The 25,322-nt window shown below is 35.8% G+C and carries 23 protein-coding genes, 3 pseudogenes and 1 other annotated feature; of the genes and pseudogenes, 18 read left to right on the top strand and 8 right to left on the bottom strand.

The window, feature by feature from the left end:
* The first annotated feature begins 215 nt into the window (after nucleotides 1-215).
* The 5 genes from BFJ97_RS15125 to BFJ97_RS15105 all read left to right on the top strand — a co-directional run bounded on the left by BFJ97_RS15125 (nucleotide 216) and on the right by BFJ97_RS15105 (nucleotide 5,787).
* On the top strand, nucleotides 216-1,391 hold the full coding sequence (locus tag BFJ97_RS15125; protein ID WP_068985486.1) for an acetyl-CoA C-acetyltransferase: 1,176 nt from the start codon (nucleotides 216-218) through the stop codon (nucleotides 1,389-1,391).
* 97 nt (nucleotides 1,392-1,488) lie between these two features.
* Nucleotides 1,489-3,039 (top strand): class I adenylate-forming enzyme family protein, encoded by a 1,551-nt coding sequence (locus BFJ97_RS15120; RefSeq protein WP_254660184.1) that lies wholly within the window; start codon nucleotides 1,489-1,491, stop codon nucleotides 3,037-3,039.
* 151 nt (nucleotides 3,040-3,190) lie between these two features.
* A complete protein-coding gene (locus BFJ97_RS15115) occupies nucleotides 3,191-4,138 on the top strand; it encodes a fumarylacetoacetate hydrolase family protein (protein ID WP_068985485.1) in 948 nt (315 codons plus the stop codon).
* Between the two features lies 1 nt (nucleotide 4,139).
* Nucleotides 4,140-4,631, top strand: coding sequence for a DinB family protein (locus tag BFJ97_RS15110; RefSeq protein ID WP_068985484.1), 492 nt, complete (start codon nucleotides 4,140-4,142; stop codon nucleotides 4,629-4,631).
* A 31-nt stretch (nucleotides 4,632-4,662) separates the two neighbouring features.
* Complete coding sequence (locus BFJ97_RS15105; protein WP_068985483.1) at nucleotides 4,663-5,787, top strand: cupin domain-containing protein; 1,125 nt, start codon at nucleotides 4,663-4,665, stop codon at nucleotides 5,785-5,787.
* Between the two features lie 938 nt (nucleotides 5,788-6,725).
* On the opposite strand, the gene BFJ97_RS15100 is transcribed toward BFJ97_RS15105, so the two are convergent.
* From BFJ97_RS15100 to BFJ97_RS15090, 3 genes are all read right to left on the bottom strand, one after another.
* Entirely contained in the window at nucleotides 6,726-6,989 is a 264-nt protein-coding gene (locus BFJ97_RS15100) for a hypothetical protein (RefSeq protein ID WP_254660183.1), read from the bottom strand.
* A 212-nt stretch (nucleotides 6,990-7,201) separates the two neighbouring features.
* Complete coding sequence (locus BFJ97_RS15095; RefSeq protein WP_068985482.1) at nucleotides 7,202-7,582, bottom strand: DUF7668 domain-containing protein; 381 nt, start codon at nucleotides 7,580-7,582, stop codon at nucleotides 7,202-7,204.
* Between the two features lie 678 nt (nucleotides 7,583-8,260).
* Entirely contained in the window at nucleotides 8,261-8,455 is a 195-nt protein-coding gene (locus tag BFJ97_RS15090; RefSeq protein ID WP_068985481.1) for a hypothetical protein, read from the bottom strand.
* A gap of 424 nt (nucleotides 8,456-8,879) precedes the next feature.
* Between BFJ97_RS15090 and BFJ97_RS24785 the strand changes: the two genes are divergently transcribed.
* Nucleotides 8,880-9,050 (top strand): hypothetical protein, encoded by a 171-nt coding sequence (locus BFJ97_RS24785; RefSeq protein WP_175401771.1) that lies wholly within the window; start codon nucleotides 8,880-8,882, stop codon nucleotides 9,048-9,050.
* Nucleotides 9,051-9,186: 136 nt separating this feature from the next.
* Nucleotides 9,187-9,423 (top strand): DUF3977 family protein, encoded by a 237-nt coding sequence (locus BFJ97_RS15085; RefSeq protein WP_068985480.1) that lies wholly within the window; start codon nucleotides 9,187-9,189, stop codon nucleotides 9,421-9,423.
* Nucleotides 9,424-9,481: 58 nt separating this feature from the next.
* On the opposite strand, the pseudogene BFJ97_RS25845 reads toward BFJ97_RS15085, so the two are convergent.
* Nucleotides 9,482-9,703: pseudogene (locus tag BFJ97_RS25845) on the bottom strand (integrase); the annotation flags it as partial.
* A 236-nt stretch (nucleotides 9,704-9,939) separates the two neighbouring features.
* On the opposite strand from BFJ97_RS25845, the gene BFJ97_RS15080 reads away from it, so the two are divergent.
* Together BFJ97_RS15080 and BFJ97_RS15075 are read left to right on the top strand one after the other, a co-directional pair.
* Nucleotides 9,940-10,455, top strand: a complete 516-nt coding sequence (locus BFJ97_RS15080) for a hypothetical protein (protein ID WP_068985567.1) — start codon at nucleotides 9,940-9,942, stop codon at nucleotides 10,453-10,455.
* Between the two features lie 645 nt (nucleotides 10,456-11,100).
* On the top strand, nucleotides 11,101-12,609 hold the full coding sequence (locus tag BFJ97_RS15075) for an N-acetylmuramoyl-L-alanine amidase (RefSeq protein ID WP_139114455.1): 1,509 nt from the start codon (nucleotides 11,101-11,103) through the stop codon (nucleotides 12,607-12,609).
* A 59-nt stretch (nucleotides 12,610-12,668) separates the two neighbouring features.
* Here BFJ97_RS15075 and BFJ97_RS25275 read toward each other — a convergent pair.
* From BFJ97_RS25275 to BFJ97_RS15065, 3 genes and pseudogenes are all read right to left on the bottom strand, one after another.
* Nucleotides 12,669-12,865: pseudogene (locus BFJ97_RS25275) on the bottom strand (IS3 family transposase); the annotation flags it as partial.
* A gap of 582 nt (nucleotides 12,866-13,447) precedes the next feature.
* Nucleotides 13,448-13,864, bottom strand: a pseudogene (locus tag BFJ97_RS15070) (IS66 family transposase); the annotation flags it as partial.
* A gap of 23 nt (nucleotides 13,865-13,887) precedes the next feature.
* Complete coding sequence (locus tag BFJ97_RS15065; protein WP_068985478.1) at nucleotides 13,888-15,045, bottom strand: hypothetical protein; 1,158 nt, start codon at nucleotides 15,043-15,045, stop codon at nucleotides 13,888-13,890.
* A gap of 1,080 nt (nucleotides 15,046-16,125) precedes the next feature.
* Nucleotides 16,126-16,341: a binding site (T-box leader), on the top strand.
* Between the two features lie 122 nt (nucleotides 16,342-16,463).
* On the opposite strand from BFJ97_RS15065, the gene serS reads away from it, so the two are divergent.
* From serS to BFJ97_RS15015, 9 genes are all read left to right on the top strand, one after another.
* Nucleotides 16,464-17,744 carry a serine--tRNA ligase gene (serS, locus tag BFJ97_RS15055; RefSeq protein ID WP_068985476.1) on the top strand — a complete coding sequence of 427 codons (1,281 nt, stop codon included), beginning with the start codon at nucleotides 16,464-16,466 and terminating at the stop codon, nucleotides 17,742-17,744.
* A gap of 520 nt (nucleotides 17,745-18,264) precedes the next feature.
* Nucleotides 18,265-18,834, top strand: a complete 570-nt coding sequence (locus BFJ97_RS15050; RefSeq protein WP_068985475.1) for a group-specific protein — start codon at nucleotides 18,265-18,267, stop codon at nucleotides 18,832-18,834.
* A gap of 130 nt (nucleotides 18,835-18,964) precedes the next feature.
* Nucleotides 18,965-19,321: a hypothetical protein gene (locus BFJ97_RS15045; protein WP_068985474.1), complete on the top strand. Its 357-nt coding sequence runs from the start codon at nucleotides 18,965-18,967 to the stop codon at nucleotides 19,319-19,321.
* A gap of 96 nt (nucleotides 19,322-19,417) precedes the next feature.
* Entirely contained in the window at nucleotides 19,418-19,882 is a 465-nt protein-coding gene (locus BFJ97_RS15040; RefSeq protein ID WP_068985473.1) for a DUF3291 domain-containing protein, read from the top strand.
* 530 nt (nucleotides 19,883-20,412) lie between these two features.
* Complete coding sequence (locus BFJ97_RS15030) at nucleotides 20,413-21,153, top strand: YwqG family protein (RefSeq protein ID WP_068985472.1); 741 nt, start codon at nucleotides 20,413-20,415, stop codon at nucleotides 21,151-21,153.
* 309 nt (nucleotides 21,154-21,462) lie between these two features.
* Entirely contained in the window at nucleotides 21,463-21,600 is a 138-nt protein-coding gene (locus BFJ97_RS24780) for a hypothetical protein (protein WP_175401770.1), read from the top strand.
* A gap of 77 nt (nucleotides 21,601-21,677) precedes the next feature.
* A complete protein-coding gene (locus BFJ97_RS15025) occupies nucleotides 21,678-22,019 on the top strand; it encodes a hypothetical protein (protein ID WP_068985471.1) in 342 nt (113 codons plus the stop codon).
* Between the two features lie 584 nt (nucleotides 22,020-22,603).
* Nucleotides 22,604-23,341: a polysaccharide deacetylase family protein gene (locus tag BFJ97_RS15020; RefSeq protein ID WP_068985470.1), complete on the top strand. Its 738-nt coding sequence runs from the start codon at nucleotides 22,604-22,606 to the stop codon at nucleotides 23,339-23,341.
* Between the two features lie 134 nt (nucleotides 23,342-23,475).
* Entirely contained in the window at nucleotides 23,476-24,177 is a 702-nt protein-coding gene (locus BFJ97_RS15015) for a peptidase E (protein WP_068985469.1), read from the top strand.
* Between the two features lie 333 nt (nucleotides 24,178-24,510).
* Here BFJ97_RS15015 and BFJ97_RS15010 read toward each other — a convergent pair whose 3' ends face one another.
* Nucleotides 24,511-25,308, bottom strand: coding sequence for an ABC transporter ATP-binding protein (locus tag BFJ97_RS15010; RefSeq protein ID WP_068985468.1), 798 nt, complete (start codon nucleotides 25,306-25,308; stop codon nucleotides 24,511-24,513).
* Nucleotides 25,309-25,322 lie beyond the last annotated feature (14 nt).

Here is a 25,322-nt window from a genome sequence, read left to right as displayed (position 1 = left end):
CCTACACGAAGCGAAAGAGAAGAAGGCTTGCTTAGGGTCGCGTCATCCTGAGTGGACTGACGCCTTCATGACCAACTTCCAATTGGCTCAGGAAGCTCGGTACCGCTCAAAGATAGCGTATGCCAGAGTAGTGGATCCAAATAGTAGATTTTTCATTAATATTTTTCAGGTAAATCATTTTTTTTAGTGGAAGAATAGTGAAAGGAATGAATAGAATGACAGACATTGTTTTATTAGAAGGTGCACGTACGCCATTTGCAAAAATTTCAGGTTCATTCCGTGACATTACGGCTACAGAACTAGGTGTAATCGCAGCAAAAGAAGCAATTCGTAAATCAAATATCAACCCGGATGACATCGATCAAGTCGTATTCGGGAATGTTCAGCAGTCGAGTAAAGATGCACATATGTTAGCAAGACATGTTGGTTTGAAAGCTGGTACATCTCTTGAGGTACCTGCAGTCACAATCAACCGTGTCTGTGGTACTGGTATTGAGGCAATTTTAACTGGTGCACGCTATATTCTTACAGGAGAAGCGAATGTCGTTTTGGCCGGTGGTACTGAAAATATGAGCCAAGTACCTCACGTTATTCGCGGTGCGAGATGGGGAAGCCCTCTTGGAGGACCGATAGTTGAAGACTGGGTATGGGATGGCTTACTTGATACGAACGCTGGATACACAATGTCGCAAACCGCAGAAAACCTTGCAGAAAAGTATAAAATAACACGCGAAGAAGTGGATGCCCATGCACTGTCCAGTCATAAGCGCGCTATCAAAGCGAGAGAAAAAGGCTATTTTAAAGAAGAAATTGTCTCTGTAAATGTAAAAGGAAGTAAAGGTGATAGCATCGTTGAACATGACGAACATATCCGTGAGACAACTATGGAAAAGCTCGGGAAGCTGGAAGCCCGTTTTGTTGTGGGAGGGGTTGTTACGCCGGGAAATGCAAGTGGAATGGTTGACGGTGCAGCGGCAGTGATTATTGCATCTAGCCATTATGCAGAGAAGAATGGATTGAAACCGATTGCGCGTCTTGTTTCATGGGATGTTGTTGGTGTTGACCCGAAATATATGGGGATTGGTCCGGTACCGGCAATTAGAGGAGCATTGAAAAAAGCAAATTTACAGTTGGAAGATTTGGATTTGATCGAAATTAATGAGGCTTTCTCCGCACAATATTTAGCTTGCCAGAAGGAACTAGGATTTGACTTGGAAATAGGAAACGTTAATGGTGGTGCTGTTGCTCTTGGACATCCACTTGCAGCAAGCGGAACAAGAATCACACATTCACTTATTTACGAGTTAAAAAGACGTAATAAAAGGTATGGTGCAGCAGCCGTTTGCATCGGTGGCGGCCAAGGAATCGCAGCAATTTGGGAATCATTATAAAAAATATAAGTAATTCTAAGTGTTGTCCGTGGAAGTCGATTTGAGCATTTAATAGCCAGTCGTTTTGGGACTATCTATAGTAGGAGAGGTGGATAATTTGGATAACATTGTAATGCACTCTAATGTCAGTGATTTATTGAAAATCAAAGCTAATAAATTGCCGAATCGGGAAGCAATCTATTATGAAAAAAGAAGAATGACATACGGACAATTAGATCGTGAAGTGACAAAACTTGCACAAGGACTAATAAATAGTGGTATTAATAGCGGGGATCGCGTGGCGGTTGCACTCATAAATTCAATTGAATTCGTCACATCATTATTTGCTATTGCACGTGTTGGAGCTGTTTTAATTCCACTTAATCCATTTTTCACCAAGGAGGAAAGTTCCTATATAGTGCAACAAACAGAAGCCAAAGCGTTACTTTGTGGAGAAGTAAGTTTTTATTCAGAGCTTCGTGCAGAAATTGAATCGTTGGAGATCCTAATTTCTGTTGGTTTTCAGGCAGAGGAATATCTTTATTATGATGATTTATTAGTTGGTAATGAATTTGAAGATATTCGTGTTGAGCCGAAAGGTAATTTATTTACAATTATGTTTACATCGGGCACAACTGGACGTCCAAAAGGTGCGATGCTAACGCATGAAAATGTATTATTTAGTTCCGGTTCAGCTTCAAAAATTATGGAATGTACAGAGGATGATGTGTTTTTAATTCCAAATCCATTATTTCATATTATGGGTATCACATTTCTCCTTCGGGCAGTATTTTGTGGTGGGAAATTAGTAATAATGCGGAAGTATTCAGTAACAGGGGCATTGGCACTCATCGAATCAGAAAAAGTAACTGTACATCCAGGTGTTCCAACGATGTTTATATTGGAACTGAATTCTTCTGATTTTGAGAAATATGACTTAAGTTCCCTTCGAACAGGTGAAATGGCTGCTGCACCATGTCCGGTGGAAGTTGTAAAAAAAATACGGACGAATATGAACTGCAATATATTAATCGCATATGGCTCAACTGAAACGTCTGCAACACTTACGCTGACTGGATTTGATGCCGATGATAAGGCTCGTTCAGAGACAGTGGGTCGACCGATACCTGGCGTGGAATTAAAAGTGGTCGATGAAAATCGTCTGGAGTGTAAGGTCGGCGAGGTTGGTGAACTTGCTTGTAAAGGTCCTGGAGTGACTAAAGGCTATTACAATATGCCGATAGAAACTGCTCAAGCGATTGATCAGGAAGGTTGGTTTTATACAGGAGATTTGGCTACAATCGATGAAAATGGTTACGTTCGTATAGTCGGTCGGAAAAAAGAAATGATCATTAAAGGTGGATTTAATATTTATCCGCGGGAATTAGAAGAAACGCTTCATCAACATCCAGCTGTTTTGGAAGCGGCAGTCATCGGTCTTCCAGATGCGATATTTGGCGAATTGACATATGCCTGTGTTGTCCTTCGTGAAGGGGAGACATCTAACGAAGAGGAATTACTTGCTTTTATGAAAGAGCGGTTTGTCAAATACAAAATTCCAGACAAGTTCCTCATTCTAGATGAGTTACCCGTCACAGCGTCAGGGAAGATAAGCAAAATAAAGTTGAAAGAAGAGCTAGTTAAGTATAATAAAGCATTTACAACTTAGTATGAGATAGCCATATTACCACGTCTAATTCGCGGACATATTGTATTAGTATTTAGCAAGATTGCTATTACCACTGTTCTGAGCTAGTAGATTGAGCATCATTGCTAATAGAATTGGAGTGTTTAAATAAAACATTTAAAGGGAGATAGTTATGAAATTGATAACATTTACAACTGCAGGTTTTTCTCGTATTGGTGCAATTGTTGAAGGGGAAAAGGTAGTCGACCTCAATTATGCGTACCAAGCACAACTTCAGAGTGAAGGTAAGTATCGCTATGAAGCCATTGCCGAAGCATATGTACCAGCCAAAATGGAAGGCTTCCTCGAGGGAGGAAATGACAGTATGGAAATTGCGAAGTCTGCGATTAACTATGCACTTTCTAATACTGGAAAATTCAAGCACCAGCTGATTTATGATAAAAGTGAAGTAAAAGTAAATGCACCAGTGACAAACCCTGGGAAGATCTTCTGTGTAGGGCATAACTACCGTGAACATATTTTAGAAATGGGACGCGACATTCCAACTAATCCAGTTTTATTTGCTAAGTTTGCGAATACAGTTATTGGACCGGAAGACGATATCCCATTCCATCCGATTTCTGAACAACTCGATTACGAAGCTGAATTCACAGTTATAATCGGTAAACAAGCACGCAATGTATCTGAAGAGGAAGCACTTGGTTACGTGGCAGGTTACACAATTGCCAACGACGTAACTTATCGTGATTTACAAAGGCGAACACTACAATGGCTACAAGGAAAAACAGTTGATGGCAGTGCACCGATGGGACCTTGGATGGTTACTTCTGATGAATTAACAAATCCATCTGGACTCGGTGTCGTACTGTCAGTTAATGGTGAGGTGAGACAGAAAACGAATACAGAAAATCTCGTTTTCTCTGTTCCACATCTTGTTTCATTTCTTTCGAAGTTAGTTACTCTTGAACCGGGTGACATTATTTTAACTGGAACGCCAGGCGGTGTAGGTGTTGCAATGGATCCTCCCACATTCTTAAAAGATGGCGATGTCGTGAAAATTGAAATTGATCAAGTAGGAATACTGGAAAATAAAGTAGTTCTACAGGGAGGAGGTAACTAACATGACTACTACAACAAATAAAGACTCGATTCAAGCTATTAATAACTCAATCTGTGACATTCTCAAAAGTGTAGAAGGTTTAGATGAAAAGGTTTTTCGTTGGAATCCAACTGAAGAAGAATGGTCAATAATGCAAATTGTATCGCACTTAAACGAGGCGATTCCGTACTGGCTTGGCGAAGTGGAGCGCGTAGTTGCAGAGCCGGGTTCGAAGTGGGGACGTGGTTTAGAGGATGAAAGTCGACGTGCTGCAGTATTTAATCCAGATGAGCTGAGTATTGAAGAAGAAATTGCGACGTTGAAAAAGATACAGCAACAAGTTTCAGACCGTCTAATCGGTTTAAGTGAAGCACAACTTAATGCAGAGAATCCGCATCGTAATTTTGAAAAGTTTGGCCACAAACCAGTGTCGTTCATCATCAATCATTTCCTGGTAGAACATGTGAACGGACATTACGTTCAAATCCAACGTAATTTAAGTAAACGTAACTAAGTAGACTACTAAAAGAAAAGGAGTGTTTTGAATGGCTGAAATGAAAGAAGAAGTCAAACAATTTATGAGTAGTGATACTGTTAAAGACTTTACGAAAGATATTCAACAATACAATCTCGGTCCCCTTTGGGAAGCCATCCCTGAAATTATGAATAAAACACCAAAACCACAAGCCGAGGCATATCTTTGGAGCGGGGAACTGTTGACTAAGAAATTGATGGAAGCAGCACAAATATTCACACCAGAACGCGGTGGCGAACGTCGTGCGATTTATTTTCAAAACCCTGGTTTGACTTACCGTCAGCCTTGGGGTTGGGCGTCGACAACACAAACATTGTATGCAGCAGTTCAACTTTTACTTCCTGGAGAAGAAGCACCATCGCATCGACATACACAAAGTGCAATTCGTTTTATTACAGATGGTGAAGGTGCGTATACAATCGTTCAAGGTGAACGGATTTATATGCGAGAGGGTGACTTCTTGACGACACCGAAAAACCTATGGCACGGTCATGGTCATGTCGGTGATAAACCGATGATATGGATGGATGCGCTCGATATTCCAACCATTTATTCCATTGGCGGGACATTCTTTGAGCCACATAAAGATGGACTCCAACAGCCTAATGTACCGGATAACTTTTCGGAACTTCGTTATAGTGGCGGTATGGTTCGCCCGGTTGGTGATGCCAATTATACGATTGCACCTTTGGCAAATTACAAGTGGAATCGCACAGAGGAAGCGATTAAAGGTTTAATGAATTTTGATCCTGATCCGTATGAAGGTTTTGCGATTGAGTATATCAATCCATCTACTGGCAAGACGGCAAACCCAACGATAGGTTCAAGGATGCAGTATCTTCCGAAAGGATTTCATACGAAAGCTCATCGGCATACGCATTCGACAATCCATCATGCATATAAAGGATCTGGTTATACGATTATTAACGGAGTACGTTTTGATTGGAAAAAAGGCGATTATTTTGTCATACCAAACTGGGCATGGCATGAACATGTAGTTTCAGAAGATTCTTATCTGTTCTCGGTGAACGATCTGCCGATTATGGATCGCTTCGAACTAGAACAAGAACAAGCTTATGATGTGGATAACGGGCATCAGAAAATCACTGGTGAATTCAAAGCGGCTTTTCGTTAATAGCTTAACAATTGGATAAATGGGAACCTCTTCTTCAACAATAACTTAAGTGTTTTTTAGAAGATACTAGGTTCCTTTTTTAGATAGCAGTTCAAAATCATTTGGTGGAATATTCTAGTCATTTATGGGGTAGTGTCAGATACATTTTAAAAATCAAAGGTAAAGGTCTACTACGTTTATTATCACCATCCAATATAGCTACTACAAGAATTTTTTTGCTTCCACATAAAAGCTTTTCTTAAAGAAAACTGCGAAAGTTGCACATGCTAACATGACGGAAAAAGCATTGAGAAATGCTCAACTAACGATTAAACAAGTTATAAAAGCGATTCAGAAGCAGTAAAAGACGCCTATAATTCTCAAGAATTTTAAAAGTACATGGATGAAAATAACAAAGATAATTATTGGTTCATACTTAAAAATGATGAATCCTAGTATGACTAATGGAGAATTATTTGCTACGAGAGTGGTAAATATTTTAAAAATATATATTACACCTTGAAGTAAAAAAATAAACATGTCCATCGTTCCGTTTATTTCTATAGATGATTTATCCGCTGAACGGAGACAGGAGAATACATGAAACCTAATTAGTAAGTTTTGTTCCTTTTAAGCTCCTATGAAAGAACTTGATCATCTTTATTTTCTGTGATGTAGCGCTGTTTTTTACGCTACAGGGGCTAACGGGGTGCATTACTTGAAGATCATTGAGTTGCATAGGCAGCTCTTTCTTTTTATTGAACTCCCATGAAAGAACTTAATCATCTTTCATTTTCTGTGGTGAAGTGCTTATTTTTGCACTTCATGGATCGCTAATGGGGCACGTTATTTGGATAGAAATTAGGTGTGACTGGAAGAATTGTCGATGATATAAAAAAACACCAAAGTGTCTTATGTATTTTCAAATTAAGCTTATGGAAAACTTGGAATTTGTAGGGTTAATCATAATAGTGAAATTCAAAACCGTCTTCTGGTTCGCCAACTTCATACCCCAATAATTTTGTAGCGCTATTCTTAAATAATGTAATCCATTCATTCCATTCTTCTGCTGGTAATTCAGCATAGAATTGTAATCCACTTGGTTCAATACTTACTTCTATCAATTTACCATCTGAACCATACCACTGTGGACAGCCGTTTACAAAGTTGTTCCCAGTTAGGCATTTCTCTATATAAACGCTCCAAATTATCCCAAACTTCATGTGGGGCAGAATAATGAATATTCAAATTAATGTTGTATATTTCCATATGTTCTCCTTATAATATTTAGATTTATAAGTCGTTAATTCTTGATTTTATTCGCTAATTCAACCAAAAGTCGAACTTCTGAATCTTTGATAAGCTCATACACTGAATTTGAATATCCCATATCCCATATCTTCTAATATTCTAGCGTTTCTTTCGAATTATTGTTTTACTGTGGGTCAACTGTGATAAAAACACTTTTTAATCCGTCATCCGTATATAAAAACTCCATTTGCAAACACATATCTGCCAATTCTGAATTTGAAGTTAAATCATAATCAACAGCAAATCCACTGTGATCATTGAATTCATAGAAGTTGATTTGTGAATATTCGTATGTTGGGTGAAAATTACATGGAGCGCCATATTCATCAAATGAATCAAATCCATTTAAGTTTAATGTTTCTTGGACATAATAGAATAACTCACCAATATCATCCACTTCAGATTCATCCACATAATTTAAAATGTTTTCATATTCTTTACTGTGCATTGCTTTTAATATATTAGTAATAACAGTTAAAGCATATTGTTTATCTTCACTTTTCATATTGAACCTCCAAATTCTAATTTGTCTTTCTATTCAACAGTATAATATCATACAGTTGTGAGAAAATTCACTTAAGCTGTATGCCGTAATTGCTGGATTTTGACTTTCTAAAATAGAAAAGAAATCTTTTGTTTTAAAGAAACTTGAACAATTACCCAATGATAAGAAAGTCATTATATTAAAATCGCCAAGAGAAGTACAACTTTTTTAAATAAACTTAAGGTTGAGTTGTAATTTCTGAGGAGTGTTAAAAGAGAGTTTTTATTCAACTCCCATGAAAGAACTTAACCATCTTTCATTTTCTGTGATGAAGTGCTGTTTATTGCGCTTCAATGGATGGCTAACGGATGTGTTTATTAAATATCATTGAGTTGCATTGGCAGCATTTTTTTACGAAGCATTTAGCTAAACAAGTTATAAAATGAAAAGAATAAAATAATTTAAAAAAGCATTCAGGGAATGAACTGTTCATCCTTGAATGCTTTTTCACTTCTTTTGTTTAGAGTGGATTTCCTGTCCACGTCCAATCTGTCTGTAAGCCTAACGTTAATTCCGTGGGGAAGGGGTGCCCGATTTTGTAAAAACATCTTAAATGATATCTCTGGTAATCTTTCCTTCCTCTTTTAACAATATCAACAGCTTTGCCTGGTAATATGTCTTCCGGATATTGTCCGTATATTAGACGCCCATTTTTCTACGGGTATTGCTTGTTTTTTTCGTTTGCTGGCTTTTCATTTTTTTAGTTGAAAGGTCGGCATTCTTTTTTCCTTTATTAGAAGAGGAACGGTTCTTTTTGTTTTCAAGCTGCTGTTTCACTGCCTCATGCAGGCTGATTTTTTTCTTTGGTACTTCAGAATGATTATTCTCGGTCATAGGAAATGCTCCTTTTAAATATGATAGTTAGTCCAGTATAAACTATTTCCTATCTTTTGTGAAACTTTCCACTTTAACTTACAACAAGTGAAGATGCTTTTTTACTAACGGTGCAGTTTAGTTGTGCGAAATGTTCCTAGCTGAAATGGAGAATGGTCACATTACTCTGGATATCAGAAGTGTTGATGATTAAATCGAATTGGATTAGTTGGAACGCCGTATGCGATGAAAGTCGCACGTACGGTGTGAACAGGGGGAAAAGCTGGCGATAATTTCAAAGGTTTACCTATCTGTATGAATAAGCGTGGGCACTTTTGTGTTTTAATTTCAAACAAAGGAAATTAATGTTAATATTAAAATGGAATATCGGCAATAATTAGAATAGTAAAAGAACAAGACTGCTATTAAGGTGGAGGTAAAACTTATGAAATACAATAAAGGCTTATATGTATCACTTGTACTAATGCTGTTTGTTATTTTGGTTAACACAACAATATTTGATGATGAATATTCAGGGATTGCAATGTTCGTTTGTTTAGGCATATTTATAATGGGAACAGCATTTTTTATAAATACTAAACAATTAAAAAATTAGGATGCGTAAAGCGTAAACTAACGGCGGTTTTACTTCAAGATGGGATTTAACAGGTCCCATCTTTTTCTTCTTCAACGAACGTCACAGGATAGTTGAAGACCAGTTATTATTGTGCGGTTATTGGGGTGAGTTGATTTTGAAATTCATTGAATTCGGAATAGGAAACACATGGATAATTAGGACTGAAACAGAGTTAGAGGATGGCACAGAATATGAGGAGAAGGGAATAAAAGGACCAATAAAGTTCTACTCCTTGTATTTAAGAATTTGGATTGGTAAAACCGTTTTAATAGCAGATTTAAAAGAAGGTTTTAAAAGACAAAAGAAAAACCGTAACGAATTTAAAGTTATATTTGGTATAGTCAGTGGTTAAATCTTGTTTCACTGAAAGATAGAGAACCCCTCAAGAATCATTGTTTTGACACAGGATGAAATCGTTTAAACCAAATATCACAGCGGACATTATAATAAATCTCTCTTTTCTTTATCTCTTTTACCTCTAACGATTGCTGAGCGTTCTAACCTCCAATTCTACATCCTATTGAAAACATAAACTCAAATATCGCTTTTTCTAGGGGAGTATGACATGCCTCTCTTAAATGTTCAATTTCGGCTTTCGGTTCCTTTATTTTAGCTGCTGGATTTTTAGATATACTCAATATCAACATCTAGACATACACCTCGCCATGGGGAGATTTTTGTAGAATGCTATACACAAAGATATTATCCAAATAAAACTTTAGTAAAATTAATGTATTTGACTAAATCTAAATTTCTTCTTCGAATAAGATATATTATTCTAAATCGAAAAGAAGGTGGTATAATGTCAAATCAACGAGGTCATAAAGATAGTAATGATGGGTCTAATTCCAAGGAATTACAAAGCAGTGTGGAAAGTAAAAATGAAAAAGTAAGGATTATTGTAAAAAAAGATGGAGAAGAAATTAGGACTGATTCTCCTGTATCGGATAAGTTAAAGCTTGTAATTGTTATAAATAATCAGTTCACTAGTGCACCCAATACCACGCAAATTGCAAGTGGGGCAGGAAGAAATAGTGCAGCTGGTAGTAATGCTGCAATAGATTCCTCGAATACCGATCAACAGCAAAGTGTGGGAGCACAAGGGGTAGCTAGAAACAGCGGTATGAAGGGAGAGCAGACTCAACCTCACGAACAGCATGAAGACTGTGATGGTGACGAGGAAATTGTTATCATCATCAATAATCAGGTAAATAGGGGTCAAAGACAGTCGTCAGCTACTCAGGTAGCAAGCGGAAGCGGTTTAGATAGTACGGGAGGAACTAATTCAGCCATAGGAAGTTCTAATACGAAGCAGCAGCATGCGGTTGGTGGAGGCGGTCGTGCAATAAATAAGGGTGAGAATGGTGATCAAGAGGAAAAGTAACAATTCATTGGAAAAGTTAAAAAGGATTAACATATAATTATCTACGTAATCTAAAAGAGAATTGATCCCATAGCTTATAGAAAGGTAAGAATCAGTTTTTTATTTAATCAGAAGGATAATATCTGGGCCATATCATATTTCTAGTTTTTTAGACTCGGCAGTAAAGTTAACCATTGAAAGAATGGGTAACAAATATTTATTCGCCTTTTTTATAGAATGAAAATTCTATATTTTTTACCTAACGTAAATGCTGTTCTGTTCTATCTCTCTTTTTAGATGATAGTAAAGCAGCGACTAATAGCGAATAGCTGACATGCGTAGGGCCAGAATAATGTATGAATATATTTGAACCGAAAACCTCATTTAGATATGTTACGGTGGACCGTATCATAAATAAGTGGGGTTTATTTGAAATATAGGAAAGCGCCGATCTGGATTAATGCTTTTTTGTGTTGCTTTTGATTAAAGAAATTTATGGTAATAATAATTCTTGCATCAATTTAGATTATTTAAAAAATGTCATCCAGAACTTTTGGTGATGAGCCTATAAATCCCAAAAATAATAGTAATTACATTATTATGGTAGCTTTAAGTGTTAAATTTTGTTAAAATTTACTCGATAATAAAAAGGGAGGAAATAGAGCATTGTATTTCAAGAAAGTCAGTCTTATGTTATGCATCTTATTCATTTCAGCTTCTATATTTACCATACATAGTGCAAGTGCAAGTGCAAGTGGTGGTTTTGAAGATATTTCTCCAAGGCATGAAGCTTATGAAGAAATCAATAATTTAGTTGTCAACAAATCAAGCTTCGTAGATGTTGCAGTTGGCCGTGAGCTTTCGGGCTATGTAGAACAGCAACAGCTTAGCTTCTTTAAAAGTGAAAAGGAGCTACCTGTTAAAGATGTAGCTGTACTTGATACATCACAGGTCATTGGATTAGTTTCCTCAACAACTGATGGATTAAATATTCGTAAATCCAAAGATTCGTCATCTAAAGCTAACATTGTAGGTACTATCAATAAAGGTGGTAAACTATCAGTCTATGAAGTTGAAGGAGATTGGTTAAAGGTTTCCTATAATGATACCTTTGCCTATGTTTATAAAACGTATGCACAGTTTTTAGATGCAGATGGTCATGCATTAGGGAATATTCAAAAGCAAGTTACTACAACACAAAGTATAAATAGTTATGTAAAACCTACATCTTCTTCAAAGGTTATTTCGACTGTCAATAGTAAAGTGAAATTACCTGTTTATAAGATAGTAAATGGTTACTATTTAACTGTAGTAAATGGTGTACCTGGCTATATCGTGGCAGATAGTACTGAGGATGTAAAAGTAGAGAAACCTTCTACTCCGAATCCAACTCAAACTCCTCCGACAGTTTCAGGTGATCTACTAGGTCGAGTGACAGTTGATCATTTAAATGTCCGCAAAGAAGCTAACTCTACTTCTACAGTACTATGTAAGTTGAAAAAAGGCGAATATGTTCAAGTAAATAGTATTAACGGTTATTGGGCACAAGTTACTTATAACGATCAAAAAGGGTATGTCCATAAATCTTATTTAAAGATATTAAATCAAAGTGGTAATCCGTTAAAAGATCGTATAATCATTATTGATCCAGGTCATGGTGGCAAGGATCCTGGAACTGTAGTCGGTACTATCGCAGAAAAAAACATTGCTTTAAAGGTCAGCACTCTTGTTACGCAAAAGCTTGAGGCGGCAGGTGCGAAGGTTTTAATGACTCGTACTGGGGATACGTATCCTACACGAGAAGGTCGAGTTGACTTTACTCATGCTAATTATGGTGAGATTTTCGTAAGTATCCATGTTAATTATGCAGCTAATACTTCTGCGCAAGGTACCGAAACATTTTACGCTGAAACACCAGGTGATATGCATCAGGAAGACATTGATCTTGCGACGTTTGTAAACAATCAAATTGTTAAAAACGTAAATATGAATAATCGAAAGGTCAAAAAAGGAAATTTCATTGTAATTGCAAATACGAATATTCCAGCCGTTCTAGTTGAGCTAGGCTTCCTATCAAATAATGAAGATCGAGCTAAACTGACAGATGATCAATATATTGAGCTATTTGCTGAATCTATCTACAAAGGAATTTTGGAATATTACTCAAAACAATAGTAAAAAGGGCTACATAGCTCATTAAAGTGTACCCTTTGTAAAGGACATTTTGAAAAAAGCTAGGCAACCTTTTGAAGCTGCTGTCTGTATTTTGCAGGCGGCAGCTTTTTCAAGTTCCATTGTCCTCGATAATGGTTGTAATACATCTATAAATTTTCACTTCTCGTTTTACTTCTTCTACTGTTTCGCACGCTTTCATATTGGTTTCATCTTTAAAATGACCGAAGAGGGATTCTTGGGGGGCGTTATCCCAACAGTATCGCTTTGGCCATTATACGTGCCGTATGCGCTTTTCGAATTGGGCATACAATCTCGGATTTCTACATAATGCGGCGAATACGTTGTAAGTTATATGTAATCCCATATTGGTTTTCTAACGTCATTTCGTTCTTGGGAGTTTTCCTTTTTCATTTTCTGCAATAAAATAGCGTTTAAATTCCTCAGTATAAGTATCGCTTGATCACTAGCAGCCTGCACATTAGGATTACCGTTTAGTTGTTTTTGCTCTTTTTTAGTAAATAATTATTTCGTCATTTATTCCGCTCCGACATCTTTTTTCAAAGTGTCTATCTTAGAGGGTACAGTTTTTGGATAGGCAGCTCTTTTTTCTTTATTGAACTCACATGAAAGAACGGAATCATCTTTCATTTTCTGTGGTGAAGTGCTGATTTTTGCATTTCATGGACGGCTAACGGAGCAGTTTAATTCAATATTCGGAAGGAAAAAGGTATATAGAAAGTAAGCCCGAAATATAAAAAAGCGCACCTTTTCGGTACGCACAACGAATAGCCATTTATCTGAAAAAATTTCAGATAAACAGCTATTTTGCACATGTCACTTAGATATTTTTCGACCAAGGCATGTAATTCTTTAAAATCTCTGGCTGCTGGTGAATCGGTAAATTTGGCAATTCTGTCATTAACGTCACTAGGTATTGATAGAAATCGATGCCGTTTGCTTTTGCCGTTTCAGCTAAACTTAAACAGATGGCATTCGCTTTAGCGCCTGCTTCACTAACAGAGAAAAGCCAGTTCTTACGACCTATCACATTTGGATGAATCGCATTTTCAGCCGGATTATTATCGATTTCAATCCTACCGTCGAACAGAAAAGCTTTTAATCCGTGAATACGATTTAATGTGTATTCTGCAGCTTTGGCTAAGGCATTTTTTCCGAAGAAAGGTGATTCATCCACCCATTTTGAGAATTTCTCTACAATCGGCTTTGAATGTTTTTGCCTAGCTTTTCGGCGCTTGATAACCCCGAAATCTATATTTATTATTGCTTTAGAAGATAATCTTCGCCGTTTATCGTTACTTTAGAAGCTGAGAAAAGAATTTCTTCATTTGCTGTAAAATATGGGTCTAAAATATTGTAAAATGCTTCCCATTTTTCTTTGATTTTTTCTTGTTCTTCTTTTTCATCAAGGGCTATGATTTCTTCATAAAGCTGTTTTAATTGCTTGCTATCTGCTTCACTAACTTTGAAATCAAAGTCAGCCATGTATTGATCAAATGTTTGAGGCTTTATGGACTGGTTTAGTATTTCATAGAATTCTACCCATAGCTTCCCGTACAACTCTTCATTTTCATCTTTTGCTGCTTTTTGAGATTCCTCATAAATAGTTTTTAGTTTGGCTAAAGTTTCAGCTGGGATATTTAATTCCATTCCTTCCATATACTCTTCGAATGTTTCCGGTGCATATAGCTCATCTAAATATGGTTCGAGGATTTTATCAAACTCTTCATATTTTTCTTTAGCCTTTTCTTTATCACCACTTTTTTGAAGCTTTACCCATTCTTCATAAATAGCTTTAAGTTTTATGTTATCGTTTTCTTTAATAACTATATTTCTCTCATTAAATCCGTAACCTTCCATATATTCTTCAAATGATTGAGGCTGCCAATCAGCTAATGTATACGGATCTGTAATTTTATGTATTTCTTCGTAAATTTTCTCCAGTTCCTCATGTCTCTTTTCTAATTCTTTATCGGTAAATTCTGTCTTTTTTGTAAATTCATTTTGCAACTGCTTCATTTCATTGAACAATTTTTCTATTTTTGTTAGATCTTCTTTTGTCATCTCTTTAGGCATGTCTCTTTTAAATACTTCAAATGTGAAGAAGTCTGAATAACTCTCTATAACGTTACCTTCTACAGAGATTTCTTGTCCTTCTACTAATTTCATTTTTTCTATCTGCTCATCTGAAAATTTATGGAAACTGATAAAATAATTTTTATCATCTTTCCCTTTAAGGTTTATTCTATCGGAGTAGATGTCTTTAATAGTGCCTGTAATTTTTTGTTCAAGTTGAACAGTAATATTACTATCTGTAGTTTCTACTGATGCTGCTCCTGCTTGAAGTGGCGTCAAAACAGCCAATCCTATTGTAAGTGCTGAAGCAATCATCCATGTTTTTTTAATCGTTTTTTTCATATTTACTTCTCCTTCAAAGTTTTCAAAGGTAATTTCTTTAAATAACCTACAAAAGAAACTATAACCAATAAGAGACTTATTTACCATAATAAGAATCGTTTATTTTTGATAATAAAAAGCCACTCAACTGAGTGGTCTTGCTTCGTTATATACTTAATAGCTGTTTCTTTTATCATAAAATTCCTCTTGAGTTAAAAAACTCCATCCGGTAATTGCATAAAAAGTAGGCAGCTTCTAATAATGCAATTGCTGAAATGAAACACCTTAGCATTTTATCGTATGCTGAATCAATTCCAGCCTAACTTTAAAGACCAAGATAGCTTAATTACCGTCTTGGTCATTTTCTAATTTAAGATTAAAAATTTACATAACTAACTTCATCACTGTCTGGGTCATAATATCGAAAACCTCTTATTCCGTGTTTTTCCTGTAAGTATTCTTTTACTATTTCTATATCTTTACCGAAAGTAGGAAATGGAGAGCTTCCGAATCTTATTAAATAGGGTCCTTCTTCAGATATAGAAGCGTAAAATATTTCTTTATCATCGTAGTGAAAATCGACATTCCATCCTCTATAACAAATCAAATAAGTTCCATCGTCTCTGAAGAATTTTTGGAAGAAATAGCAGATAAAACATGTGTATACATACAATATACAACTGATTTAAGGAAGTTTTATATAGGTGAATCAAAATAAGTTGTGGATGATTATACCATCTTAATGAATGGATTTAAAAGACACTTTTTGCGGATTTCGCAATCGCTTTTGGTTGCTGGAGAGATAAACCTTCCAATAACCAGCGAAGTTCCTGTTGTGTTAAGTTTCGAACTTCATTCAACCGTTTTATTCAGACCTTTCCATTGAAGACTTCGGGCTCCTCATATTAAAGCAGTCGGTAAAAATGTTGAAATTCGCTGAATATGAGGGAGAAATTATCTTAGCGCGAAATGGTCATTTATTGGGTTGTGCATTTCATCCGGAATTAACTGTGATTCAAGAATTCTAGAATATTTTGTATCCTATGGTATTGCTTGCGAAATCTGTTTTCATATAGTACAGTATGGTTAAAATTTAAATAACTGAACACGATGATGGGAAGTAGTAGCAAGCACGTTTTTTTTAGAGAGTCAGCGGTTGGTGGAAGCTGATAGAAGCACTTGTGAATCCGTCCTGGAGTTGCACAGTCGAAGTAATGTAAGTAGGCTGTAGCCGGCTGAAATGCCGTTATGAAATAAGTGGATTAGGTATATGTCTAATCAATTAGGGTGGCAACGCGGGTAGCTCTCGTCCCTTTTTAGGGATGAGGGCTTTTTTGTGTTTATTTTGATTCAAAGCGGAGCTATTCGAGTTTAGCTTGCAACGCAATTAAACCAAGACTTAATGGATGCAATGTCATTAAACTACTGGAGGTATGACGATGTTAGATATTAAACGCGTACGCGATCATTTCGCGGAAATTAAAGAAATGCTATTAACACGTAATGAAGATTTAAGCAACTTAGATGACTTTGAGGATTTAGATGCAAAGCGTCGTGAGTTAATTGCTAAAACAGAAGAATTAAAAGCAGAACGAAATAAAGTATCTGAACAAATTTCTGTTATGAAACGTAACAAAGAAAATGCGGATGAAGTCATTGCGCGTATGCGTCAGGTTGGCGATGAAATTAAAGAATTAGATGTCCAATTAAATGATGTAGAAGAACGCTTTAAAGATATGATGATGCGTTTACCAAACGTTCCACATGAATCTGTACCAGTTGGCACAACAGAGGACGATAATGTAGAGGAATATACTTGGGGTGAGGTACCAACATTTGATTTTGACATTAAAGCACATTGGGATCTTGCTACAGATTTGAAGATTGTTGACTTTGAACGGGGTACAAAAGTAACAGGTAGCCGTTTCTTATTCTACCGCGGGCTTGGAGCTCGTTTAGAACGTGCATTAATGACATTTATGATGGATTTACATGCAGATGAGCATGGTTATGAGGAAATGCTACCACCTGTCATTGTTAATCGTGATAGCTTGACGGGTACTGGAAATCTCCCTAAATTTGAAGAAGATGTATTTAAATTAGAGGAAACAGATTATTTCATGATTCCAACGGCAGAGGTACCTGTAACAAACTTCTATCGTGATGAAATTTTACTGGCTGAGGCTTTACCACAAGGCTTTGCTTCCTTTAGTGCGTGCTTCCGTTCAGAAGCAGGCTCTGCGGGTCGCGATACACGTGGTTTAATTCGTCAACATCAATTCAACAAAGTAGAATTAGTACGATTTGTAAAACCAGAAGAATCTTATGAACAGCTAGAACTATTAACAGGTCATGCTGAAAAAGTACTGCAATTATTAGGGTTACCATACCGTAAACTAAAAATGTGTACAGCTGATTTAGGATTTACTGCAGCGAAGAAATATGATTTAGAAGTTTGGATTCCTGCACAAAACATGTACCGTGAAATTTCTTCTTGCTCTAACTTTGAGGATTTCCAAGCACGACGAGCGAATATCCGCTTCCGTCGTGAGCCAAATGCAAAACCAGAATATGTTCATACATTAAACGGTTCAGGTCTTGCCATTGGTCGTACAGTTGCCGCTATCCTAGAAAACTATCAACAAGCTGATGGAAGCGTCGTAATTCCTGAAGTGTTAAGACCATACATGGGTGGTAAAGAAATAATTGCACCAAATTAAATAACGGGCAAAAGCTATTTTAGCTATCCTTTAACAGGTAATTGTCTTGCCTTTTTATCGATTTACTGATGCTTTTAATAGTATCGGGTGTTGTAAACACAGTGAATTGAAAAAATGTTTTATTTCTTAAAGGAATTTTAGACTAAAAAAGATGTTCCTATAATCAAGGATGGGATATATTAGGGAAAATTTAGAAATGACATTTTGTAGCTCTTTCGCATTTTCCACTATTCCGCATTCGGGCGCTTTTCTTTAAGAAGGAAAGCGTCTATTTCGTTATAGAGACATATACTTTAATAAAGTGTTATCCAACACTGCCTAGGAAAGGATTTTTAAAAGGGAATTACATTGTTCAATTGAATATAGATATATAACTAATAAAAAGTTGGTGACTTATGAGGATAGTTATAACAATTGGATTCGTGGTTATAGCTGGAGCATTTGTATTTTACAACAAACTTTATTTCCTTTCATAAAAGGGATGTACCAAATTTAATTGTTTGGGAGGATGTGCGTTTTGATGGATTACGTTTATCATATGATACCTAAAAAAATGACGGGGGAGGTTCTTATTTCCCTTAACGAGATAAAATTGATACATCCGGAACTTTATAAAACTTACTCAAAAAAGTATTCTGACCATCCAGAAAGGCCGAGCTTATTATTGAAAAGAATCCCCAAATTAAATTGTTTATGGAATGATGTGATTTTTTTACTACCTCTTCATCCTTACTATGTTTACGAAGCATTACATTCTCTTGGAATAAGTATTAAAAAAGATTTGATGTTTTATGAAATACCGACGGAAAGATTAATGAAAAATAAAAATGCTGTGTATTTCTATAATAAAGAGAATTATATAGGTCCTGCTTCGGATATACCTGATGAAGAAATTCAAATCATTGATATCATTTCATATCCAGAATGTTCAGCTTTACCATCAGACACATTAGCCTACTTCACAGAAGAACATAAAAAGGGTGTAAACTTCGGAATGTTTGCACATATTCCTCATATTTTGAGTTTAGGAAACATTAATATTAAAGGTGTAAATATGATTAATTGGAGTGCTGCTCCAGTTCAAACATAATGCGACCTTGTTCAACTCCCATGAAAGAACTGTGATGTAGCGCTGGTTTTTGCGCTACATGATAGCTAATGGGTAACCGATTTTTACATTGACTGGAACACATATACATATAAAAGGAGGAAACGACAAGTTGAAATTGATTTGTAAAGCATGTAATTTAGAAATTTCTGAACCATTATCCGAATTAAAAGACTTGAATTTGATTAATAAAAAGGATGGTCATGATTATATTCCTAGAGGCTATTATTTAATTCAAAAAGAAACAGCTTACGAACTATTAGAAGGATCTATCATTATAAACGTTAAAGATTTAATCAATTCAAATCGTCATTCAGATAGCAGTAGATTAAATGGTTGTTGTGGTCTTGACGGTTGCGATGGAATGAACAGGGTTTGCTTGCATGATCACGAAATTGGTACAGAATACTCTGATTGTTGGAGGTTTCATAAAGTTGTATTAAATCCAGAGTTAGTACAATTTATTTAAGATTTACAATTACACGGTGTAGTTTAGTTGAAGAAGGAATTTTCACATTTTTACTTGAAATATATCTATAAAAAGACTATCGATGGAGGGCTATTTATGGCATTAGTTTCAATCTATACAGTGGGTAGGCTAAACCATCCCTATGACCACCCTGCCTCTCGTGAATTTTATCAAGTGGGAAATGAAGTATATCGTCAGGCAACTAAGTCAGGACTTATAGAGATATTTTCACCTGAAGGAGTCCCTTTTCCTGAAGAAACCGTAAAGGGAACGGGTTCTCCTATTCTTACGCTAACGGTATGGAGAAGTCTTCAATCCTTATATCGCTTTACCTATTCAGGAAAGCATATACAAGCATTACGAGATAGAAGCAAATGGATTGAGCCATATCCAGAGAAACATCTTTCTTATGTAGTTTGGTGGACAGAAAAGGTGAAGGATGTCACATGGGAGGAGGCATTTAAGAGATACAACTATTATATTCTGCATGGTCCAACTCCTTTTGCGTTTGATTTTAAACAATCATTTGATGAACAAGGGGAGAGGTTCTTGATTAAGTAGCATGGGCCCGCTCTGGAGGGAATTGTGAAGTATTCACTTAAACTAGCGTAGGCTTTAATTTAAGACCATTGAGTTGCATAGGCAATTCTCTTTTTCTTTATTGAACTAACGTAAGCAGAAGAGTTGAACAAGGGGAAGGCTTCACCATATAAAAACTATCCATAGATTGGGTGAATATTCCGATTTCTAACAATGAAGTACCCAAACTAAGAGAACTTGTTGGATGGGATAGAAGAGAAAAAGATTACCCGACATTATTTAAGCGTTGTAATTTCTGGGCTGGGGTAACAGAAATGAAAGTAAAAAATTGATTACTTTTGGTTATGTGTGTGGAATGGGCTTAGTACATGGTTATGTGGAAGATATAATCGTTCATCCTGAATCAGTTGAAAAATGGTATTAACAATAAACAAAGAAATATATTTTTTCCATTATTAGGATAATTATTTATCTCGCAACCACGATGAAGTATAATTTAAATATAGGGAAAATTCAAATCTCGCTTAAAAAAACACACGATGGAGGATGGAATGAATAGGAATAATTTTTTAGAGATAATTGAACAATCAAATATTGCAAATCATAAAGAGTATTTATCTCAAGTGGTGAGGCCAGCAATTGATATTCTTAAGAATAAAAATGCCGAACCACGATTAGGCTGTAGTCGTTTTGGAGGAGCACCTGATTTACCAATTGGTAGCGAATGGCCAACGTATGAGAAGAAGCTGTATCGCTTCATTGGCCAGATCAATTTCACAGAAATCGCATCACCTGAAAGAGGTTTGCCATCGAAAGGGCTCCTAAGTCTCTTTGTAGCAGATGATAATTATGATGATGATGAATATCTAGAGGTGTTTGAGGACGGATATATTCATGGTATCTATATTCCTGAAACGACGAATCTAGAGACGATAATGCCGCCCCATTCAGATATTGGCAAGACTACAGTGATTGAGTTTTTCCCGACTATTGATATTCCTTATGACGAATACCAGTTAAAGGACTGGTCTTTCGATGAAGTTCAGAGCGACATATACACAGAAATCCGGGATTCTCTACATAAAAGTTCGGACTATCTTCTAGGCTATCCTTCTCATTATTCACTAGCGTATGATCCAACGCCTGAAGCAGAATGGATCTCACTGTTAACGGTTGATTCGGATGATAGTCTTGAGTGGTGTTGGCATGACGGCGATAAATTAATGATATTTATTGAAACAGAACGACTGAAAAATTTGGACTTTAGTAGATTAAGGTCTGATGCAGGTTAAAGAGCCATAGATAGTGTAGAAGATGAATCGTTACGCTAAACTAAAAGAGCGTAAATACCATGTTACAAAAGAAGGTTAAATCAATATTTATCAGTGAGAACTCTTTTGATAAACGAGGCCTGACCCGGCGTTTTGTTCAGAAAAAGGATAAATTTAGAAGAGAACCATTATATGTTTTTCTAATATTTGTGGTTATTTATTTTATTTCTTATTGAACTAATGGTGAAGTTTAGTTGAATAGTGTTGTTTAACATGTCTTCAACAATCGAGCCATTTAATGGTGTGGAAGTCTAATTGAGGAGGGAAACTGTGAGGATACCTTTTGTACCTAAAAATGTTGAGATTAATCAAGACCGCTATGATTTTATTAAAGGATATCGAGGCGGAGGATTTATGTTAATTGCGGGTGCTGTCCTTCAATATTGCTGTTGCCATTCGTTTCTTTAGTTTGTTTCTCAATAGCAGCTTTCTTCATAGGTCATTCATTTGTTTTAATAACGGGGATTTGCTCCAGTTTAACGCTTATGTTTATTCTGCTATACGGCTTTACTGGTAAAGTATTTGTAGGAAGAACGCTTACTACGTCAATAGGTTTCATAAAAGTCGTGCTTTCAATAGCCCTCATTAAAACATCTATTGTAACAATTTATATTCCAATATCTACTTTAGCACTACCATTCACTTTATATTATTTTATTCAAGATAAACTTACGAGTGTACATTCAATTACAGTTAGCACTTTAACAGCTATATTATTTGGTGTATTAATGTACATAGTTCCTTTTTATATAATGTGGTATCTCGTTGTTGGGTTAACGCTTATTTTGGTTATCACGCAATTTTCACGTAAATATCGCTTTATTTAGAAACTAAAGTTCTTGTTCAACTATCGGAGGCTTTACTTCAATAAGAGGTAGAGCCATTTTCGGTTATATGGAGGCTTGGACTTCCCTCTAAATTATAGAGACAACGTAACTAATGGTTAGTTTGGGTGAATGATCAAATTAATCAATTTTTTTATAAAAAACAGTTTCAAAAAATATAGGAAAGCCAACGTTTTGATCAAAACTTTATTCAAAATGTTGGCTTTTTAATTACGGAGAAATCAAGAGTTTAGAGTGATTTTCACTCGGCACTTCTATATAAACATCAAACTCAACAAGCACAAAAACCTTTACGCAAAGAGGCTTATCATTTAAAAGCATCCTTTAACATAGATAGTACTTACCTCTATTGTCAAAATAACAACACTCTTTCTGAATGATATAACATTTGGAATTGGCATGTGCAGTTTTTTGATTCCTGAGTAAAATTCATTGAACAGTTCATTACATTCATTTTGGATTGTAATTGGTTTTATATACAGTTAATAATACAAAAAAACAAGCATTTTTTAGTTTAAACCTCAAATAATAATGATTAGAAATAATTATTTGCAGGAGGTGAAAACTTGAGGAAATATTATCTGTTGATTGTACTTTGCATTCTTGGGATCTTTGTATTTTTTGTAAATGAAAAATCTTTTGCCGACAAAGGTAGGAAGTATTACGAAGAAGCAGGACAAATTTTGTGGGATATCAATACGGATGAAAAAGTTATTGCCTTAACTTTTGATGATGGTCCTCATAAAAAGTATACCCCTGAAATTTTAGATATATTATCCAAATATAATGCAAAGGCAACTTTCTTTATTGTGGGTGAAAATGCAGATAAAAATCCTGAGCTTGCTTTACGTGTACACGAAGAAGGACACGAACTAGCCATTCACACATATACACATCCTCTAAGAACGAACGTTTCCAAACTAATGAAAGAAATAAAACAATCACATGCAACGATTTTTGGAATTACTGGATATTCGCCTGTTTTATTTAGACCAGTAGAAGGTCAGTATACGGATGCCATGATTGATGCAATTATTCAAGAAGGGTATAAAGTTGTCATGTGGTCATGGCATTTAGATACATTCGATTGGAAAAATCCTGGAGAAAAGAGGATTGTTAACACTGTTTTAAAAGGTGCAAAGCCCGGAAGTGTAGTGTTATTTCATGACGGTGGAGGGAATCGTTCGCAAACCGTGAGAGCATTGGAAAAAATCTTACCAGAACTTGAAGAGCAAGGATATAAATTTGTAACGGTTTCTGAGCTGCTGGAAATCCAAAAATTAAGTAAAAAAGAAGGAAAATAACTATTGATAAAAAAGCGCAAATAGGTCAGGGCTTGGTTTCTAATAATAACTAAGCCTTGCTTTTTGAAATTGGTTGAAATTATTATATAATTAAGAAAAGTTTGGTATTTATAATAAAATGGAAGGTGAATAAGATGAAACAAATTATTGCATTAGGGGGAGGGGGCTTTTCTATGGAGCCTCATAATCCATTATTAGATACATATATTTTACAGCAATCTAACAAAGCTAATCCTAAAATTTGCTTTGTTCCGACTGCAAGCGGGGACTCGGAAAATTATATTTCGAGATTTTATTCTTTTTTTGACTCCCATCAATGTATTCCGTCCCACTTATCACTTTTTTCTCCGCCTACTCAAGATTTGGAAAGTTTTATTTTGGACAAGGATATAATTTATGTTGGCGGAGGAAATACTAAAAACCTTTTAGCTTTATGGAAAGAATGGTCGTTAGATCGCACTTTTAAGACAGCATGGCATGAAGGAATCCTTTTGACAGGCATTAGCGCGGGCTCAATTTGTTGGTTTGAAGAAGGAATAACAGATTCATACGGCGGAGGAAATTTACAGCCGATAAACTGTTTAGGGTTTCTTCCAGGAAGTAATTGCCCTCATTATGATGGAGAAATCAATCGAAAACCAGCTTATCATGATTTGGTCCAAGCAAAAAAGCTCTCATCTGGACTTGCTGTTGATGATGGAGTGGCCATTCATTTTATCGATCAAGAAATCCATAAAATTGTTAGTTCAAAGCCTAACGGGAAAGCATATAGGGTCTCTTTTGATGAGGAGATGAAAGAGCAAGAATTATTTGTAGAGTATTTAGGAAGTATGTAAAAACTTAAGCGTGTTGATTGGGAAAAAATAGGTTTAATATTGAGCGATATAAAGATTTTTTTGTAGCTATTTTGCTCATATATTCCGATTTAAACTGATTGTAGCATAGGTCTACTCGACTCCCACGGGAAAGCGAGTAGACCGTAGCGGAAATCAGAGCCTCCTAACTAATTAGGGTGGATAAAAATGGTTAATCAACAAACTTGTAAAAACTTTAAAGTATAAGCCTACTCATGATATTGAATAGGCTTATTTACATTTTAGAAGAAAAAACGTCATATTTGCTAATGTTGCAAAGTTAGGGGTTACGTGTTTTCATTCTAATTTTTAAAGTTAAGAAATAATTCGTCCTTTACCAAAAGGAATACATAATGGTGTGCCAAAAATAGGATCAGCCGTCATTTTACAATCTAGATCAAAAACATGTTTTACTAACGTAGTGGTCATGATTTCTTCAGGTCTTCCTTCTTCAAAGACGCCGCGATCTCGAACAGTAATAATATGATCAGCATAACGACAGGCCAAGTTTATATCGTGTAGCACCATAATAATTGTCCGTTTTTGCTGTTGATTTAATTCAAATAGTAAATCCAGAACTTCAATTTGATGAGTTAGATCTAAGTAGGTAGTAGGTTCATCTAATAAAATAATATCTGTATCCTGGGCAAGGGTCATGGCGATCCAGGCACGTTGACGTTGACCACCTGAAAGCTCGTCGACCGGTTTATCTCGTAAATGATCCACGCCGGTTGCCTTTAAGGCGTTTAACACGACTTCTTCATCTTTCTCTGTCCACTGTTTGCGCCAGCTTTGATGAGGGTAACGACCTTGTTTAACAAGTTGTAAAACGGTTAATCCTTCTGGTGCTACTGGGGATTGCGGAAGAATAGAAAGTTTTTTTGCTACTTGTTTAGTGGATAATTTAAAAATATCTTGGCCATCTAATAATACAGAGCCATTTTTAGGCTTTAATAATCGAGCAATTGAGCGTAATAGTGTAGATTTTCCACAACCGTTGGCGCCAATAAGCACAGTAATTTCATTCATGGGAATAGATAAATTTAGATTTTCAATAATATTGGAATCACCATAATTTAGTGTAAGTGATTTCGTTTCTAACGTAATAGTCATGACAGTTGACTCCT

This window comes from Lysinibacillus xylanilyticus (assembly GCF_001708185.1).
GTDB classification, from domain to species: domain Bacteria; phylum Bacillota; class Bacilli; order Bacillales_A; family Planococcaceae; genus Lysinibacillus; species Lysinibacillus xylanilyticus_A.
The sequence above is the reverse complement of the archived record's forward strand: the minus strand, read 5'-3'. Positions and strand labels throughout refer to the sequence as shown.

Coding starts and splice junctions, on each gene's coding strand:
- BFJ97_RS15115 (WP_068985485.1), top strand. CDS start 3,191: ATGAAATTGATAACATTTACAACTGCAGGTTTTTCTCGTATTGGTGCA.
- serS (WP_068985476.1), top strand. CDS start 16,464: ATGTTAGATATTAAACGCGTACGCGATCATTTCGCGGAAATTAAAGAA.
- BFJ97_RS15110 (WP_068985484.1), top strand. CDS start 4,140: ATGACTACTACAACAAATAAAGACTCGATTCAAGCTATTAATAACTCA.
- BFJ97_RS15095 (WP_068985482.1), bottom strand. CDS start 7,582: ATGAAAAGTGAAGATAAACAATATGCTTTAACTGTTATTACTAATATA.
- BFJ97_RS15025 (WP_068985471.1), top strand. CDS start 21,678: ATGTTTATTCTGCTATACGGCTTTACTGGTAAAGTATTTGTAGGAAGA.
- BFJ97_RS15010 (WP_068985468.1), bottom strand. CDS start 25,308: ATGACTATTACGTTAGAAACGAAATCACTTACACTAAATTATGGTGAT.
- BFJ97_RS15105 (WP_068985483.1), top strand. CDS start 4,663: ATGGCTGAAATGAAAGAAGAAGTCAAACAATTTATGAGTAGTGATACT.
- BFJ97_RS15050 (WP_068985475.1), top strand. CDS start 18,265: ATGGATTACGTTTATCATATGATACCTAAAAAAATGACGGGGGAGGTT.
- BFJ97_RS15040 (WP_068985473.1), top strand. CDS start 19,418: ATGGCATTAGTTTCAATCTATACAGTGGGTAGGCTAAACCATCCCTAT.
- BFJ97_RS15125 (WP_068985486.1), top strand. CDS start 216: ATGACAGACATTGTTTTATTAGAAGGTGCACGTACGCCATTTGCAAAA.
- BFJ97_RS24785 (WP_175401771.1), top strand. CDS start 8,880: ATGAAATACAATAAAGGCTTATATGTATCACTTGTACTAATGCTGTTT.
- BFJ97_RS15100 (WP_254660183.1), bottom strand. CDS start 6,989: ATGAAGTTTGGGATAATTTGGAGCGTTTATATAGAGAAATGCCTAACT.
- BFJ97_RS15030 (WP_068985472.1), top strand. CDS start 20,413: ATGAATAGGAATAATTTTTTAGAGATAATTGAACAATCAAATATTGCA.
- BFJ97_RS15015 (WP_068985469.1), top strand. CDS start 23,476: ATGAAACAAATTATTGCATTAGGGGGAGGGGGCTTTTCTATGGAGCCT.
- BFJ97_RS15090 (WP_068985481.1), bottom strand. CDS start 8,455: ATGACCGAGAATAATCATTCTGAAGTACCAAAGAAAAAAATCAGCCTG.
- BFJ97_RS15065 (WP_068985478.1), bottom strand. CDS start 15,045: ATGAAAAAAACGATTAAAAAAACATGGATGATTGCTTCAGCACTTACA.